Below are 17,628 nucleotides of genomic sequence, written 5' to 3'. Positions count from 1 at the left end.
TCTGCCGCTGTGCTTATCAGGAAACGCCTGATTTTGCATGACCCGGCTTGCGGCTTTCGGTCGCGCAAACTGCAGGGAACGTTAATGTTTTGCTCCGGGCTTGAAAAAGCCGCCGGCGGCGTCAATTGTCTTTGCATGAACCAGATTGCGCAGCCTGACAGTTTCGACGTCATCGTGGTCGGCGGCGGCCCGGCCGGCCTTGCAGCGGCGATAGCGGTGGCCACGGCCGGCGCCCGCACCGCCTTGGTGGCGCGGCACCTGCCCTATTCAGACAACCGCACCACCGCCCTGCTAGGCGATTCGGTCGATCTCTTGGAGCGGCTCGACGTCTGGCGCCGCTGCTCAGGTAAGGCGGCGGCACTGAGGGTGATGCGGCTGGTCGACGACACCGGGCGGCTGATCCGGGCGCCGGAAGTCCGGTTCGTATCCGAGGAGATCGGGCTGGTCGCGTTCGGCTACAATATCGAGAACCGTATGCTGATGGTGGCGCTCGAGGAGCGCGCCGCGGAACTCGACAATCTGGTCCGGTTCGACGATGAGGCAGAAACCATCGTCCCCGACGAAACTGAAGCCGTCGGTCATACCCGTGGGGGGCAAGCGCTGTCGGCGCGGCTGTTGATCGGCGCCGACGGCCGCAAATCGCAGTGCCGGCAGGCCGCCGGAATCGAGGTCACCAGCCGTGCGCTGAATCAGTCGGCGCTGACCTTCAACGTCGCGATCTCGCGGCCGCATCAGAACATGTCGACGGAATTCCACACCGCGCAGGGCCCCTGCGTGTTCGTGCCGCTGCCGGGCAAGCGCATGAGCGTGGTCTGGGTCGCCGAACCGAACGAAGCGCAGCGGCTGATGGCGCTCGGCGACGACGAATTGTCGGCGGCGGCCGAGCGCCAGTCGCATTCGATTTTCGGTCCCGTCAGCGTCGAGCCGGGCCGCAATCTGTTCCCGCTGGCGATCGAGCGACCGAAGCATTTCGCGCGGGCGCGGATCGCGCTGGTGGGCGAAGCCGCGCATGTGGTGCCGCCGATCGGCGCCCAGGGGCTGAACATGGGATTGCGCGACGCCGGCGACATCGCCGACATCGTGCGGGACGCGCTGGCGCGCGACGAAGATTTGGGCGGAGCCGCCGTGATGTCGCGGTTCGAAAAGGCCCGCCGCGCCGACGTCACCAGCCGTACCTTCGCGATCGACATCGCCAACCGCTCGCTGCTCAGCGACCTGCTGCCGGCGCAGGCGGCGCGCGCGGTCGGCATGCATCTGATCGGCGCGCTCGGGCCGCTGCGGCGGCTGGCGATGCGCGAGGGGCTGTCGCCGTCCTGGCGTTCGCTGTGACGCCGGTCAGAATGCGATCTGGCCGGTCCTGATCAGCCACATCACCGTGGTCAGCGTGACCACCGAGACGAAGGTCCCGATCAGCACCGCGACCGACGCGGGCTCGACCCAGGTGTTGTATTGCCGGGCGATCACGAACACGTTCAGCGCCGGCGGCAATGACGCCATCAGCACCGCGGTGGCGGCCCATTCCGGCGTGAACGGTCCCAACAGCAACAGCAGACCGAACACGATCAGCGGGTGCAGCAGCAGCTTCACCGCGATGATGCCGGGAACCTCCCACGGCACGCGACCGAACGGGCGCAACGCAACGGTGACGCCGAGCACGAACAGCGCCACCGGCGCCGCGGCATTCTGCAAGAACTGTAATGTATTATCGACCGCGACCGGCAATCTCACATGCAGCGCCGCGGCCAACGCCCCGCAATACGCCGCCACGATCAGCGGATGCAGCACGATCTCGCGGACCACCAAACCGATGGTCGGCAACAACGGCCGCTTCACGCCGGCGGTCAGCGCCATCGCCAGCGGCACGATCGAAAACAGGAAGATGCTGTCGAAGCAGAAGATCAGCGCAGTCGGCACCGCCGCCTTGGTGCCGAGCACCGCCAGCGCCAGCCCCGGACCCATATAGCCAATGTTGCCGTAGCCGCCCGCCAGCCCTGCCATCGTCGCGTCGCGCATCGAGAGTTTGCCCAGCAACCGCCCGCCGACCGCGGAGAGCGTGAACGCGGTCACCGTCGCCAGCGTGGTCGCCAGCACGAATGGCAGGTTGTTCAATTCCTCGAACGGCGTCCTCGACATGATGCGGAAGAACAGCGCCGGCAGCGAGACATACAGCAGGAAAAAATTCATCCAGGCGAGGCCCGCTTCGGGCAGCCGTTTCCATCGCCCGCAAGCAAAGCCGACAAAGATCAGGCCGAAATAGGGAAGCGCCAGGTTGAGGATGTCGATCATGCTAACATATTGTTATTATTTGATTGTTGGCCTGCGACGAGGGAATGCCGATGAGCCGCCGGGGGCGGGAATCGTCGGGCTGGCACTAGCATCGGCCACGATCCTGGTCTATGCGACTTGAATGATAAAGACGAGAACCGCCAGATTTCAGATTGGGCAGATCGTCCGCCACCGGATCTTTTCGTTCCGCGGGGTGATTTTCGATATCGATCCGGAATTCAACAACACCGAGGAATGGTGGCTGTCGATCCCCGAAGAGGTCCGGCCGCACAAGGATCAGCCATTTTATCACCTGCTGGCAGAGAACGCCGAGTCGGAATACGTCGCCTATGTGTCCGAGCAGAATCTGCTGCCCGACGAATCCGGCGAGCCGATCCGGCATTCGCAGGTGGCGGAGATTTTCGTCAAGGACAAGTCGGGCGGTTACCGGCCACGCAATCCATCGCTGAATTAGTTGGATAGCCGCCGATCGCGGCGGAAACAAAAAGGGCGCTCCGTTCGGGGCGCCCTCTTGTATTTCGTCGGCGGCTTGTTACTTCGCGGCCGGATTGGCCGGCGCCCCGCCCGCGGGCGCCTGGGCCTCGAGCTTCTTGCGCTGCTCCTCGGCCCGCTTCTGCAATTCTTCCTGAAGCTTCTTCTGAGTTTCCTCGAACTGCTTCGGATCGGTCGGCGGACCGTCATAAGCCTTGGCGAATTCCGCCAGCGGCAGCGGCAGCGTCAGCGGAGCCCCGTTCGAGTTGATCGCCTGGACGATCAGGTTCTGGCCCTTCTTCAGTTGGCCGAGCAGTTCCGGCGTGACGTCGTAGTCCGACATGCAGCCATTGGCGAAGCAGATCACGTAAGGGCTCTGCATCGGCGCGTTGCTGTCGACGATCACCCGGGTTCCGTGCACCAGCTGCATGCCGAGCGGCAGCGTCACGCGCAGGATCTTCTTCGGCTCGCCTTCCGGCTCGATGATCACCGCCGCAATTACCGGCTGGCCGGACTCGATGCGACCGTCCTTCCCGGTGAAGCAAACCTGCTTCGCCTTGGCATCCTGGCCCTTCAGACAGAACTTGGTCCACGGCGCGTAAATCAGTTGCACCTGCTGCTCCGCAGGCGCGGCGCCAGCGGCGGGTGGCGCTGCGGGGGCTTGCGCAGTGGGAGCTGGAGCAGGCGCCGGAGCGGCCTTCGGCGCCGCCTTGGCCTTGGGTGCTGGTGGGGTCTGGGCCTGGGCTGCGGAAACCACGGTGACGGCAGCGAAGGTCGCGGCCGTCAGCAGGGCTAACGCCCGCCCGCGCGGCACGGCCGGCGCGACCAAGTTACGGAAATTCATTGCAGAGAACCCTTTCTGAACGGTCGCACACCCGAAAAACCGCGACGCGGAGCTGACATCTGGCCGTTTGGCGGCTGTCTCGGAGCCAATTGAGGCGGTTACGTGACAGGCCGAGCGCGCATCGTCAATCGACCGCCTTCAATACAACGGCAGGCGAAAAGATCAATGCCGACCATCCTCCGGGACCGTCCTGGTCAGGGCGACGCTGCGATTGTGGTAAAATTCTCAGGTGAACTTCACCGAATCAAACCACCCGTTCTGGCAGCAGGTTTTGAAGCTCGCGCTTGGCGCCGGTTTCGCGTTCGGCGTGCTTTGCGGCGCCGCGAGATGCGACACCGTTGCAGCGGCGGGAAAGCCCACGCACGCCATTGCCATGCACGGCACGCCAGCGCTTGCCCCCGACTTTGCCGCGATGCCCTACGTCAACCCCGACGCGCCGAAGGGCGGCCGGTTAATCCAGGGGGTGCTCGGCACCTTCGACAGTCTCAATCCGCTGATCGTCAAGGGCCTCGCGGTTCAACAGGTCCGCGGTTTCGTGATCGAGAGCCTGATGGCGCGGGGCAATGACGAAGCCTTCACGCTTTACGGACTGCTGGCGCAGAGCGTCGAAACCGATGACGCCCGGACTTACGTCACCTTCCGGATCGATCCCCGCGCGCGCTTTTCGGATGGCGAACCGGTCCGCGCCGAGGACGTGCTGTTCTCCTGGCAGTTGTTGCGCGACAAGGGACGCCCCAATCACCGGCTGTACTACGCCAAGGTCACCACGGCGGAGGCGCTCGACCAAGCCACGGTGCGGTTCGATTTCGGCGGCGCGGCCGATCGCGAACTGCCGCTGATCCTGGCCTTGATGCCGGTGCTGCCGAAACACGCCGTCGATGTCGCGACTTTCGAGGAGACCTCGATGGCCCCGCCGCTCGGCTCGGGGCCGTATCGCGTCACAGCGGTCAAACCGGGCGCCAGCGTGACGCTGACCCGCAGTCCCGATTATTGGGGCCGGGGCCTGCCGGTCAATCGCGGGCTGTGGAACTTCGACGAGATCCGGCTGGATTATTTTCGCGAGGCCAATTCGCATTTCGAGGCGTTCAAGCGCGGCCTTTACGACTTCCGGGTCGAGAACGAACCGCTGCGCTGGCACGACGGCTACGATTTCCCCGCCGCCCGCGATGGCGAGGTGATCCGCGACACCATCAGGACCGGGATGCCGCAGCCGTCGGAATTTCTTGTGTTCAACACCAGGCGGCCGGTGTTTTCCGACATCCGAGTCCGCGAAGCCTTGCTGCAATTATTCGACTTCGAATGGATCAATCGCAACTACTTCTTTGGCCTCTACACGCGCGCGGCCGGCTTCTTTGCCGGCTCCGAACTGTCGGCCTATCAGCGTCCGGCGGACGACCGCGAACGCGCGCTGCTGAAGCCTTTCCTTTCCCAGCTACGGCCAGAGATCGTCGACGGCAGCTACCGGCTACCGGTCAGCGACGGATCGGGCCGCGATCGCGGCGCGCTCCGCAAAGCACTGACCTTGCTGGCGCAGGCCGGCTACGAGCTCGACGGCACCGCGCTGCGTCACCGCTCGACTCGGGAGAAGCTGCGGTTCGAAATCCTGGTGACCACGCGCGATCAGGAGCGGATCGCGCTGGCCTATGCCGGCAATCTCAAGCGCGCCGGGATCGAAGTTGCGGTCCGCGCGGTCGACGCGGTCCAGTTCGATCAACGCCGCCTCGCCTTCGATTTCGACATGATCCAAAACCGCTGGGACCAATCGCTATCGCCCGGCAACGAACAGTCGTTCTACTGGGGCGCCGAATCGGCCGACCATCAGGGGACCAGGAACTACATGGGCGCACGCGACCCCGCGATCGAGGCGATGATCGCGGCGATGCTGGAATCGCGCGAGCGCCCCGGTTTGGTGTCAGCGGTGCGCGCGCTCGACCGAGTACTTGCCTCGGGGTTCTACGTGATTCCGCTTTACAACGTTCAAGAGCAATGGATCGCCCGATGGAATCGGATAGAACGGCCAAAGGCTACCGCTCTGACCGGTTATCTCCCGGAGACCTGGTGGCAACGACCATCGACGCAGCAAAGGTGATCCCGTGAGCCAGAACAACGCTTCGCCGACGCTAGACGGACTATTTCGCCGCATCCTGGCGCGGCAACCCGACGCCCTGGCGCTGGTCGACCCCGCCGACAAGATGCGCGTCAGCGCCCAATTGCCGAAGCGATTGACTTACGCGCAAGCTGACCGGGCGATCTCGGCACTGGCGGCGCATTTCGCGGCGGCGGGGCTGCCTGCCAATTCGGTGATCGCGGTGCAACTGCCGAACACCATCGAATTCGTTCTGACCGTGCTGGCGGCGCATCGCGCCGGGCTGGTGGTGGCACTGCTGCCGCAGCTGTGGCGGCAGGCCGAATTGACGGTGGCGCTGAACCGCACCGGGGCGCGCGCGATCGTCTCGACGAGCAAGATCGACGGCATCAACCACGCCGATCTGGCGATGAATGCCGCAGCGGAGGCGTTCTCGATCCGGCATGTCTGCGGCTTCGGCGACGATCTGCCGGAGGGAATGGCCTCGCTGGACGTCGCGCTCTACAATAGCGACGAAGCGGGAGTGCCAGCCACCCAGGACGCGCGGCGGGCGGCGATCATTTCGTTCGACGTCACCGCGGACGGTTTTCGCGCGGTGCCGCGCACGCATCTCAGTCTGATTGCCGGCGGCCTCGTGGTGTTTCTCGAAAGCGGGCTGGCGCAGGGCGCCACGATGCTGTCGGCGCAGGCGCCTTCGTCATTCGCCGGTCTGACCTCCTCGCTGGTGGTTTGGCTGCTGAGCGGCGGAACATTGGTCCTGCATCATCCGTTCGACGACCAGATCGCCGAACGACAGATCGTCGAGCTTGGCTGCGACGCCTTGATCGCGCCGGCGCCGCTCGCGCTGCGATTGGCCGACGCCGGGCTGCTGGCGCGGGCACCAACGCTGCGTACAGTAATCGGGCTTTGGCGGGCGCCGGAACAGGTCGCCTCCAGCGCGACCTGGCCGGCCGGCGCGACGTCCATGACCGATATCTACCTGTTCGGCGAAGCCGGGCTGTTCGGCGCGCGGCGATTGTCCGACGGCTCGCCGGCCCCGATTCAGCCCGGACCACACGGCGCGCCGCGCGATGTGGCGGGGTCGTCGACCGCCGGTGAAATCCTGCTAACTCCGAAAGGCACCCTGGCGCTGCGCGGCCCGATGGTTGCGCTCGCCGCCTATAATTCTCACGGTCCGCTGACCGGCCTCCCCGGCGGACAGCCGCCGCCCGATTATGTCGACACCGGCTACGCCGCGCGGCCCGACCGCACCACCGGCGCGATCTGCATCACCGCGCCGCCATCCGGAATCATGGCGGTCGGCGGCTACCGGTTCCTGGCGCAAGACCTGCAGGAATGGGCCAAACGGCTCGGCCAGGGCGCGCTGCTGACCGCGCTACCGGACCGGCTGAGCGGGTATCGCCTCGCCGGACGCGCCAATGACAACGCCCGGGCCCGCGAGGCATTTTCGGAACTCGGTCTCAACCCGTTGATGGTCGAGGCATTTCGCGACCCGGTCGGGCGCAGCGAAGAAAATCCAGCGTCGCCGTTGACGCGGCATTAACAGCGCCAAACTAGGGTCGAACGCTGAAGTGCAGCGTTCAACCGGCTCTGAAATATGTCGTACCAGGCCCCCATCCTCGTCGTGTCGTCAGGCGATCGTGCAGCGCTGGTGACGGCGCTATCGACCGCAAAACTGTTCCCGTTGATCGACGCCGGTTGGACCGACGCCCGCGATGCCGTCAAGCGATTGCAGCCGGCGGCGGTGATCGTCGCCGGGCGCGGTGCCGAGCCATCGTTCGGCGCGCTGGCACAACAGGTCGCCGCGATGACCCCCTACGTGCCGCTGATCGCGATCGATCCGGCCGACCGGTCGCCGGACAATGCCATCCCCTTCGTCGCAACCGACGGCAATTTCGATCGGCTCGGCGCACGGCTGCGCGCCGCGCTGCGGGTCCGGACGCTGCACGCCACGGTGCTGCGGCGGTTGGCGTCGGACTCCGGGGCGCTGCCTCGCCTGCCCGATACCGACCCGATTCAGGACGCCACCGTGCTGCTGATCGGACGCGGTGCGGCCTACCCGGCCTTGTCGGTGGCTCTGGGCGAACGTCTGGGTGTGGTCGGCGCGTTGAGCGTCGAGGCAGCCGCCAAACACCTCAATACGCGCGACCTCGACGGCATCATTCTTGGCGAGGGTTTCAGCCCGCGGGTGGTCGACGCCTTCCTGACCGTGCTCTCTGAAGACTCCCGGTTTCGCAATTTCCCGATCGTGGTGACGGCCCCGGGGCCGACCACGTCCTATGACCTTCCGAACCTGGAATTTGCGCTCGGCGATCCGGCGCACATCGTCGCCGACGCGATGCCGCTGATCCGGCAGCACGCCTTCGAGGCCCGGCTCAGCCGCACGCTGAAGTCGCTCGACGCCGGCGGTCTGCTCGATCCACGAACCGGCCTGCTGACGCTCGACGCCTTCAACCGCGACTTCGCCACGGCGGTGTACCAGACCCAGACCCGCGGTGGCGGCCTGGCGGTGGCGCGGTTCGCCCTCACCCGGCAGGACCCGCGCGCGCAACTCGACGCCGCGCGGATCATCAGCCGGTTAATGCGGCGGATGGATTTTGGCGTGCTGCAAGATGACGGCACGGTTCTGGTGGTGTTCGCGGAGACTGATCTGCGCAGCGCCCAGGCGATCGCGCGACGGCTGTCGAGCGTGATGAAACAGACCTCCCACGGCGCCCGGCGCGAGCAGCGGATCGATCCCGAGGTGACGCTGGCAACGTTGCTACCGACGGATTCCGCGCGATCGGTTCTGGCGCGGTTGCTCGAACACGACGCCCGCCGCGCGGCCTCCTGAGCTTGTCGCTCAGGCCGCCTTGCGGTTCTCCGCGAGATTGGCAAGCTGACGCAGGATCTCGGTGGTCCCGATCAGGCGATCCTCAGGCGTCTCCCAATCCTGGAAGAACACCACCTTCATGTCCGGCCGCACCTTCGCGGCCTGGCCGTGCTGGCGAATGAAGAACACCAGTCGATCGGGCTGTGCGAATTTGTTGTCGCGGAAGCTGATCACCGCGCCCTTCGGCCCGGCGTCCACCTTCTCGACATTGGCACGGCGGCAATACGCCTTGATGGCGGCGATCTTGAACAGGTAGCGCACTTCGTCAGGCAGCACGCCGAAACGGTCGCGCAGTTCGGCGGCGAAATTCTCGATCTCGTCGTCGGTCTCCAGATCGGCGAGCCGGCGGTACAGCGACAGCCGCACCGACAGGTCGGCGACGAACTCCTCCGGGATCAGCACCGGCATGCCGATGGTGATCTGCGGCGACCAGCGATCGGCCACCGGCTCGACCACGCCAGCCTTGAGGTTGAGGATCGCCTCCTCCAGCATCGATTGGTAGAGCTCGAAGCCGACTTCCTTGATGTGACCGGACTGCTCCTCGCCCAACAGATTGCCGGCGCCGCGAATATCGAGATCGTGCGACGCCAGCTGGAATCCTGCCCCCAGTGTCTCCAGCGATTGCAGCACCTTCAGCCGCCGCTCGGCCTGGGCAGTGATCTTTAGCTGCGCCGGCAGCGTGAACAGCGCATAGGCGCGCAGCTTCGAGCGTCCAACCCGGCCGCGCAGCTGATACAATTGCGCCAGGCCGAACATGTCGGCGCGATGCACGATCAGCGTATTGGCGCTGGGAATATCGAGCCCGGATTCGACAATCGTGGTCGACAGCAGCACGTCGTATTTGCCGTCGTAGAACGCCGTCATGATGTCCTCGATCACGGTCGGTGGCATCTGGCCGTGGGCGACCGCGACCTTCATCTCCGGCACGTGCTTGTCGAGGAAGTCCTTGACGCCGGCGAGATCCTCGATCCGCGGCACCACATAGAACGCCTGGCCGCCGCGGTAACGCTCGCGCAGCAGCGCCTCGCGGATCATCAAGGGATCGTGCGGCGCGATGAAGGTGCGAACCGCCAACCGATCGACCGGCGGCGAAGCGATGATCGACAGCTCGCGCACCCCGCTCAACGCCAGTTGTAGCGTGCGCGGAATCGGCGTGGCGCTTAGTGTCAGCACATGTACTTCAGCCCGCAGCTGCTTCAACCGCTCCTTGTGGGTGACGCCGAAATGCTGTTCCTCGTCGACCACCACCAGGCCGAGATCCTTGAACTTGATCGATTTGCCAAGCAGCGCGTGGGTGCCAATCACGATGTCGATGCTGCCGTCGGTGATGCCCTTCTTGACCCGGGTCAATTCCTTCGCCGGTACCAGCCGCGAGGCTTGGCCGATATTCACCGGGAAACCGCGAAACCGTTCGGTGAAAGTCCGGGCGTGCTGCCGCGCCAGCAGCGTGGTCGGCACCACCACCGCGACCTGCTTGCCGTCCATCGCGACCGCGAACGTTGCACGCAACGCCACCTCGGTCTTGCCGAAGCCGACGTCGCCGCAGATCAACCGGTCCATCGGCATGCCGCTTTCGAGATCCTTTAGGGTCGCATTGATCGCGCCGAGCTGATCCTCGGTCTCCTCATACGGGAAACGCGCGCAGAATTCGTCGTACAGATGCGGCTGCACTGGCATCTTCGGCGCTTCGTGCAGAAGGCGTTCGGCCGCGATCTTGATCAGCTCGCCGGCGATTTCGCGAATCCGATTCTTCAGCTTGGCCTTGCGGGCCTGCCAGCCCGAGCCGCCGAGCCGGTCCAGTTCGACATTGGCGCTATCGGAGCCGTAGCGCGACAGCAGCTCGATATTCTCGACCGGCAGGAACAGTTTGGTCTCGTTGGCGTAGCGTAGCTCGAGACAGTCGTGCGGCGCGCCGCCGACCTGCAGCGTCTGCAGCCCGACGAAGCGGCCGATGCCGTGTTCGACATGCACCACGATGTCGCCGGCCGCGAGGCTGGTGACTTCGGAGATAAAGTTGTCGAGTTTTCGCGAGGCCTTGCGCGGCCGCACCAAACGGTCGCCGAGGATGTCCTGCTCGGTGATGATCGCGACGGTTTCGGTCTCGAAGCCGAACTCCATGCCGACCACCGCCAGCATCGCCTCGTTGCGCGGGGTGGCCTGTACAGTGCGCCAGGAATTGACGGATGTCAGGTTGAGCAGCTTGTGGTCCTTCAGCATGCTCGCCATGCGGTCGCGCGAGCCTTCGCTCCACAGCGCCACCACCACCTTCTTGCGCGCCGCCTGCAATGCCTGGACATGCGCGACCAGTGCCTCGAATACATTGACCGAGGTGTCGGCGCGCTCCGGCGCGAAATTGCGACCCTGCCGCGCACCGGCGTCGACCACGCCGGTTGTGCCCTCGGGCACCGCGAACGGCGTCAACCGCGCCAGCGCGGCATCCTCCAGACGCTTGCTCCACTCGCCTTCGCTCAGATACAGCCGGTCCGGCGGCAGCGGCTGATAGATCGCGCCGGAGCCAGGATGCTCCATCGCCTCGCGCCGGGCATCGTAATAGTCGGTGATCTGCGCGAACCGTGCCTTCGCTGCGTCCTCGCTCTGCGGCTCGATCGCCACCGGCGCGCCGTCGAGATAATCGAACAGCGTATCCATCCGTTCCTGAAACAGCGGCAGCCAGTGCTCCATGCCGGGATGACGGCGACCTTCGCTCACCGCCTCGTAGAGCTGATCGCCGCGCTGCGGCGCGCCGAATGCGGCGACATAGCCCATCCGGAACCGCTTGATGGTTTCGGTGACGAGCTGGAATTCGGAGATTGGCACCAGGTCGAGTGCGCGCATGTCGTGCAGCGTGCGCTGGGTCTCGGCGTCGAAGGTGCGGATTGATTCCAGCGCGTCGCCGAAGAAGTCGAACCGTACCGGCTGGTCGAGGCCGGCCGGAAACAGATCGAGGATGCCGCCGCGCACCGCGTACTCTCCGGGCTCGCGGACCGTCGAGGAGCGGTTGTAGCCATTGTGCTCGAGCCAGGCGACGATCGAATCCATCGGCACCACATTGCCGGGCGCCACCGATAACGCTTGCGCGGCGACGATCTCGCGCGCCGGCACCCGCTGCACGATGGCGTTGACGGTGGTCAGCACGATCAGCGGCTTGGCGCTGCCTGTCAGGCGCGACAGCCGCGCCAGCGTGGTGAGGCGTTGCGCCAGAATGCCGCCATGCGGCGAGACGCGGTCGTAGGGCTGGCAGTCCCAGGCCGGGAATTGCATCACCGACAGATCGGGCGCGAAGAACTCCAGGCTGCGCGCCAGCTGCTGCATCCGCGGGCCGTCGCGGCAAATCACCGCCAGCGACACCGCCGGCGGCTTCGGCCGCGCCGCCACCGCGCGCGCCAGATCGGACACGATCAACCCCTCGGCGCTCTCCGCCACATTGGCGAAGGTCAGCGCGCGGCCGGGTCCGAGCAGTTCGGCGGGCGATCGTGTCGGCGTTTTCATGCGTCGCGGTCCAATCTGCCGTAGGTCTTGACGCGATCGAACAGGCCGCCGTGGAATTCGGCCGGCAGCGCCGCCTCGCCGCACACCGCGGCGTAGAGGTCGTGGTCGGTCAGTTCGATCAGTCGCTCCAGCTCGTCCACTTCGGCCAGCGACAGCGTGCCGATCTCGGCGTCGGCGAATTGCCCGAGAATCAGATCCATTTCCCGCGTGCCGCGGTGCCAGCAGCGAAACAAGAGCCGCTTGCGCCGGTCATCCAAACCGCCGCTCGATCGTGTCGTTCCCGTCATTGTGCAAACCTGTTCAAACGCCGAAAGCCCGGACGTGCCGGGCGGCGTCGGTATAGCCCCCATGGCCGGCGCTGTCAGCCCGCGTTCGCGCATTGCAATCGCCGCCAAATGCATCCAAGCCTAGGCCTTCCCGATCGTTCGAGCCGGTTTCGATGCGCCCCGACATCCTCAACCCCCTGTTCGCACCCGTCACCAGCCTGACCGGCGTCGGCCCGAAGCAGGACAAATTGCTGCGCTATCTGCTCGGCCGTGACGACACGCCGCGGCTGGTCGATCTGTTGCTGCATCTGCCGGCCAGCGTGATCGATCGCCGCGAACGGCCGAAGATCCGCGACGCCGTGCCCGGAACCATCGTCACCCTGGAGGTGACCGTCGACCGCCATCGCCCGGCCCCGGCCGGCCGCTCGCGTGCGCCGCATTTGGTCTATGCCAGCGACGACACCGGCGACGTGGTGCTGACCTATTTTCGCGCCAAGCCCGGCTATGTCGAAAAGCTGCTGCCGGTCGGCGAAAAGCGCTACGTCTCCGGCACCGCGCAGATGTTCGACGGCACGCTGCAGATCGTGCATCCCGACCGCGTGGTCGACGAAGCCGGCTTCGCGCAATTGACCGGGATCGATCCGGTCTACCCGCTGACCGAGGGGCTTGCGATCGGGTCATTGCGCCGGGCGATCGCGCTGGCGCTGCAGAAGCTGCCGGCGCTGCCGGAATGGATCAGCCCCGAGGTACTGCGCCGCTGCTCGTTTCCGCCGCTGGCGGAAGCGTTGCAGCACGTCCATGTCCCGGTCGAACTCACCGACATTTTGCCGGAAGGACCGTTCTGGTCGCGGCTGGCGTTCGACGAATTGCTGGCCGGGCAATTGGCGCTGGCGCTGGTACGCGCGCAATTGCGCCGTCCCGCCGGCACCCGCAACGCCGGCGACGGCGAGTTGCGCCATAGGATCATCGACGCGCTGCCCTACGCGCTGACGACCTCGCAGCGCGATGCCGCAGCGGCGATCGCCGAGGATCTCAAGCAGCCGGTGCGGATGCTGCGGCTGCTGCAGGGCGATGTGGGTTCCGGCAAGACCGTGGTGGCGCTACTCGCCGCTGCTGCCGTCACCGAGGTCGGCAAGCAGGCGGCACTGATGGCGCCGACCGAAATCCTGGCACGCCAGCACATCAAGACCATCGCGCCTTTGGCCGAGCGCGCCGGCTTGCGCGTCGCGATTCTGACCGGGCGCGAAAAGGGCAAGGAGCGCAAACATATTCTGGCGCGTCTCGCCGCCGGTGAAATCGACTTGCTGGTCGGCACCCATGCGCTGATCCAGGACGACGTGATGTTCAAAGCGCTGGCGCTGGCGGTGGTCGACGAACAGCATCGCTTCGGCGTGCGCGAGCGGCTGGCGCTGACCGCCAAGGGAGACGCCGTCGACGTGCTGGTGCTGAGCGCCACGCCGATCCCGCGCACCCTGGTGCTGACCTATTTCGGCGACATGGATGTTTCCGAACTGAGGGAAAAGCCCGCCGGCCGTCAGCCGATCGAGACGCGAACGATGTCCAGCAACCGGCTGCAAGAGGTCATCGACGGCGTCGGTCGCCAGCTCGCGGCAGGCAAGCTGGTGTATTGGATCGTGCCGCTGGTGGAGGAATCCGAAACCGTGCAGCTGACCGACGCCGAGCAGCGGTTCGAGAGCCTGAAGGAACGCTTCGGCGACAAGGTCGGCCTGGTGCATGGCAAGATGCGCGGCACCGACAAGGACCAGGCCATGGCGCGCTTCGCCTCGGGCGAAACCGGCGTGCTGGTGGCCACCACTGTCGTCGAGGTCGGCGTCGACGTGCCCGCCGCCACCATCATGGTGATCGAAAATGCCGAACGCTTTGGCCTCGCCCAGCTCCATCAGCTGCGCGGCCGGATCGGCCGCGGTTCGGAAGCCTCGACCTGCCTGCTGCTCTACAAGGAACCGCTTGGCGAGATCGCGTCGAAACGGCTGAAAGTCATCAAGGAGACCACCGACGGCTTTCGCATCGCCGAGGAAGACCTGAAGCTGCGCGGCGAAGGCGACGTGCTCGGCACCCGCCAGAGCGGCCTGCCCGGCTACCGGATCGCGCGGTCCGACGTTCACGCCCAACTGATCACTCAGGCCCGCGACGAAGCGTTGCGCATCCTCAAGGACAACCCGAAGCTGACCGGCGCGCAGGGCGAAGCGCTGCGCTGCCTGCTCTATCTGTACGAACGCGACGAAGCGCTGCCGCTGATCGGCGCCGGATAGCTTGGCGTCATTCCGGGGCGCGAGGCCGTCGGGCGAGCGAACCCGGAATCTTGCGGCAAGGTCGAGAGCGTGAGCAAGATTCCGGGTTCGCTCACAGCTTCGCTGCTCGCGCCCCGGAATGACCACGCTGTTGGTTCCCGCATCAAGTCGCGGGCAGAAGCTCTAATCGACCTTGGCGCGGTGGCGTGAGAACGCCGATTCCGGCCCCTTGTTCACCGCCTGCGCGGCCAACACGGTTTCCGCCAGCGCCGCGATCTTCTTTTGCGGATCGGAGCCCGGCTGCACCACGCCCGCCGACATGATCAAGGTGGCCGCTTCCTCGGCCGACATGTCGATCACGATCACCTTGCTCTTCGGCACATAGAAGAAGAAGCCGGTGGTCGGGTTCGGCGCGCAGGGCAGGAACACCGAGATGTGCTCATTCTGTCCCGGCAGTTTCGCTTCGATCTCGACGCTCGGCGGCTGCGAGATCAGCACGATCGACCACATCCCGGGCGACGGGAATTCGACCAGCCCGACCTTGCGGAAGCTCGATCCAGATCCGGAGAACAGCGTCTCGAACACCTGCTTGAGGCCGCGATAGATCGCCCGCACCACCGGCATCCGGCCGAGCAGGCGCTCGCCGAGATCGACCAGAGTGCGGCCGATCAGGTTGGCGGTGAGGAAGCCGAGCAGCGTCAGCGCCACGAACGCGACTACCAGCCCCGAGCCCGGAACGCCGAACGGCAGATAGGTTTCCGGCCGGTAATCGACCGGCACGAACGGGCGCACGAAACCGTCGACCCAGTTCACGAACCACCAGGTCAGGTAGAAGGTGATGGCGACCGGGCCGGCGACCACCAGGCCGGTCAAGAAATAATTCCTGATGCGGGCCATGAATCCGCGCGGCGGGTCCGGAAGGACTTCGCCGGCATGTGATTTCAAATGCTCATCGTCCATCAGGCGTCCAAATCAACTGAAACAGGGGGTCGCGGCCGGGACCACGATGACTTTGTCACATTCTAGCAGACTATTTGCAAAGTCGTGCGAACGGATAGAACGAGCGCGCCTTGATCACAACCGAGGTTAACTTTCGGCATTCAAGACGCTGAAATCAATGAGTTTTCGCCAGGACCGCGGATTGTCGAGCGTGTGGATAGTTCCGCCAGCGCGCGACTCCCCTATTCTACGGTGACCGATTTCGCCAGGTTTCGCGGCTGGTCGACATCGGTGCCCATCACCACGGCGGTATGATAGGCGAGCAGTTGCACCGGAATCGCATAGACCATCGGCGTGAAGGTCGCGGCCATGTCCGGCAGAATGATCGTCACCAGCGACTCCACGGTCGCTTCCGCGGCCCCCTTGGCGTCGGTCATCAGAATGATCTTGCCGCCGCGCGCCGCGACTTCCTGCATATTCGAAACCGTCTTCTCGAACACCCGGTCGTGGGGCGCGATCACCACCACCGGCATCTTCTCGTCGATCAGCGCGATCGGCCCGTGCTTGAGTTCGCCCGCGGCGTAGCCCTCGGCATGGATGTAGGAGATTTCCTTCAGCTTCAGCGCGCCCTCCAGCGCCAGCGGATAGCTGGTGCCGCGGCCGAGATAGAGCACGTCCTGCGACTTGGCGATGTCGCGCGCCAGCCGTTCGATCTGCGGCTCGATCGCCAGCGCCGTCGCCATCAGCCGCGGAATTTCGATCAGCCCATGCACCAGCCTGATCTCATCCGCCTCGGACAATTCGCCGCGCGCCTTGCCGGCGGCCACCGCGAGCGCCGCCAATACCATCAACTGGCAAGTGAACGCCTTGGTCGACGCGACGCCAATCTCCGGCCCCGCCAGCGTTGGCATCACCGTTTCGCTCTCGCGGGCAATGGTTGAGGTCGGCACGTTGACGACCGACAGGGTGTGCAGCCCCTGCTCCTTGGCGTAGCGCAATGCCGCGAGCGTGTCGGCGGTCTCGCCCGATTGCGAGATGAAAATTGCCAGATCGCCCCGGCGCAGCGGCGCCTCGCGGTAGCGAAACTCGGAGGCGACGTCGATCTCGACCGGCAGCCGAGCCAGTCGCTCGAACCAGTATTTGGCGATATAGCCGGCGTAGCTCGCGGTGCCGCATGCCACGATCGACAGCCGCTGGACATCGCGAAAATCGAACGGCAGTTGCAGCGGCAGCGCGACGCTTTCGGTCGCGAGGTCGATGTAGTGCGCCAGCGTATGGCCGACCACTTCCGGCTGTTCGTGAATTTCCTTTGCCATGAAGTGGCGGTAGTTCGCCTTGTCGACCATCAGGGACGATGCGCCGGACTTGATAAGGTCGCGACGCACGACATCGCCTTGCCCGTTGTGGATCACTGCGCCGTCGCGGTTCAGTACCACCCAGTCACCGTCCTCGAGATAGCTGATATCGTCGGTCAGCGGCGCCAGCGCGATGGCGTCGGAGCCGAGATACATTTCGCCGTCGCCATAGCCGATCGCGAGCGGTGAACCCTTGCGGGCGCCGATCATCAGGTTCGGATGGTCCTTGAACACGAAGGCCAGCGCGAATGCGCCGCGCAGCTGCGGCAGCGCCGCCTTCACCGCGTCCGGTGGCGAGTAGCCTTTCAGCAGATAGGAATTGACCAGATGCGCGACGACCTCGGTGTCGGTCTCGCTGCTGAACTTGGCGCCCTGCTCTTCAAGCTGAATTCGCAATTCGCGAAAATTCTCGATGATGCCGTTATGAACGACGGCGACGCCGTCAGCGGCATGCGGATGGGCATTGCTCTCGGTCGGCTTGCCGTGGGTGGCCCAGCGGGTGTGGCCGATGCCGATATGGCCCGCCAGCGGTTCCGCCTTCAGCCGCGCCTCGAGATTTTTCAATTTGCCTTCGGCGCGACGGCGCGCGAGATGCGAACCTTCCAGCGTCGCGACGCCGGCGGAATCGTAGCCGCGATATTCAAGGCGCTTGAGCGAGTCGACCAATTGCTCCGCAACCGGGCCGCGTCCGAGAATGCCGATGATGCCGCACATGCGGATTGATATCTCCAGATGGGAAAAGATGGCGCGCGCGCCGGACCCGTCTTA

12 protein-coding genes are annotated in these 17,628 nt (G+C 65.4%); 6 read left to right on the top strand and 6 right to left on the bottom strand.

Translation table 11 applies throughout. The features are described from left to right. Positions 1-135 precede the first annotated feature (135 nt). Complete coding sequence (locus tag HXX15_RS09340; RefSeq protein ID WP_296515332.1) at positions 136-1,329, top strand: UbiH/UbiF family hydroxylase; 1,194 nt, start codon at positions 136-138, stop codon at positions 1,327-1,329. A 6-nt stretch (positions 1,330-1,335) separates the two neighbouring features. Here the strand turns inward: HXX15_RS09340 and HXX15_RS09335 are convergent, their stop codons facing one another. Beyond that, complete coding sequence (locus HXX15_RS09335; RefSeq protein ID WP_296515330.1) at positions 1,336-2,286, bottom strand: AEC family transporter; 951 nt, start codon at positions 2,284-2,286, stop codon at positions 1,336-1,338. 121 nt (positions 2,287-2,407) lie between these two features. Here HXX15_RS09335 and hspQ point away from each other — a divergent pair, with 121 nt between their 5' ends. After that, complete coding sequence (gene hspQ, locus HXX15_RS09330; protein WP_296515328.1) at positions 2,408-2,740, top strand: heat shock protein HspQ; 333 nt, start codon at positions 2,408-2,410, stop codon at positions 2,738-2,740. A 78-nt stretch (positions 2,741-2,818) separates the two neighbouring features. On the opposite strand, the gene HXX15_RS09325 is transcribed toward hspQ, so the two are convergent. Further along, entirely contained in the window at positions 2,819-3,601 is a 783-nt protein-coding gene (locus HXX15_RS09325; RefSeq protein WP_296515326.1) for an invasion associated locus B family protein, read from the bottom strand. 373 nt (positions 3,602-3,974) lie between these two features. Here HXX15_RS09325 and HXX15_RS09320 point away from each other — a divergent pair, with 373 nt between their 5' ends. The 3 genes from HXX15_RS09320 to HXX15_RS09310 are packed head-to-tail and all read left to right on the top strand — an operon-like array spanning position 3,975 to position 8,520. Further along, positions 3,975-5,690 carry an extracellular solute-binding protein gene (locus tag HXX15_RS09320; protein ID WP_296516892.1) on the top strand — a complete coding sequence of 572 codons (1,716 nt, stop codon included), beginning with the start codon at positions 3,975-3,977 and terminating at the stop codon, positions 5,688-5,690. A 4-nt stretch (positions 5,691-5,694) separates the two neighbouring features. After that, entirely contained in the window at positions 5,695-7,230 is a 1,536-nt protein-coding gene (locus tag HXX15_RS09315) for a class I adenylate-forming enzyme family protein (RefSeq protein WP_296515324.1), read from the top strand. Positions 7,231-7,284: 54 nt separating this feature from the next. Further along, positions 7,285-8,520, top strand: coding sequence for a GGDEF domain-containing protein (locus HXX15_RS09310; protein ID WP_296515322.1), 1,236 nt, complete (start codon positions 7,285-7,287; stop codon positions 8,518-8,520). Between the two features lie 9 nt (positions 8,521-8,529). Here HXX15_RS09310 and mfd read toward each other — a convergent pair whose 3' ends face one another. Further along, positions 8,530-12,048 (bottom strand): transcription-repair coupling factor, encoded by a 3,519-nt coding sequence (gene mfd / locus HXX15_RS09305; protein WP_296515320.1) that lies wholly within the window; start codon positions 12,046-12,048, stop codon positions 8,530-8,532. Continuing rightward, positions 12,045-12,335, bottom strand: a complete 291-nt coding sequence (locus tag HXX15_RS09300) for a succinate dehydrogenase assembly factor 2 (protein WP_296516891.1) — start codon at positions 12,333-12,335, stop codon at positions 12,045-12,047. The genes mfd and HXX15_RS09300 overlap by 4 nt, the downstream gene beginning before the upstream one ends. A gap of 152 nt (positions 12,336-12,487) precedes the next feature. Here HXX15_RS09300 and recG point away from each other — a divergent pair, with 152 nt between their 5' ends. Then, complete coding sequence (gene recG, locus HXX15_RS09295) at positions 12,488-14,587, top strand: ATP-dependent DNA helicase RecG (protein ID WP_296515318.1); 2,100 nt, start codon at positions 12,488-12,490, stop codon at positions 14,585-14,587. Positions 14,588-14,749: 162 nt separating this feature from the next. On the opposite strand, the gene HXX15_RS09290 is transcribed toward recG, so the two are convergent. Together HXX15_RS09290 and glmS are read right to left on the bottom strand one after the other, a co-directional pair. Continuing rightward, entirely contained in the window at positions 14,750-15,526 is a 777-nt protein-coding gene (locus HXX15_RS09290; RefSeq protein ID WP_296515315.1) for a DUF502 domain-containing protein, read from the bottom strand. 221 nt (positions 15,527-15,747) lie between these two features. Then, positions 15,748-17,574 (bottom strand): glutamine--fructose-6-phosphate transaminase (isomerizing), encoded by a 1,827-nt coding sequence (glmS, locus tag HXX15_RS09285; RefSeq protein WP_296515313.1) that lies wholly within the window; start codon positions 17,572-17,574, stop codon positions 15,748-15,750. Positions 17,575-17,628: the final 54 nt, after the last annotated feature.

This window comes from Rhodopseudomonas sp. (assembly GCF_013377015.1).
Classification (GTDB): Bacteria; Pseudomonadota; Alphaproteobacteria; order Rhizobiales; family Xanthobacteraceae; genus JARJEH01.
Note: the sequence above shows the minus strand (reverse complement) of the source record. Positions and strands in the feature narration are given on the sequence as shown.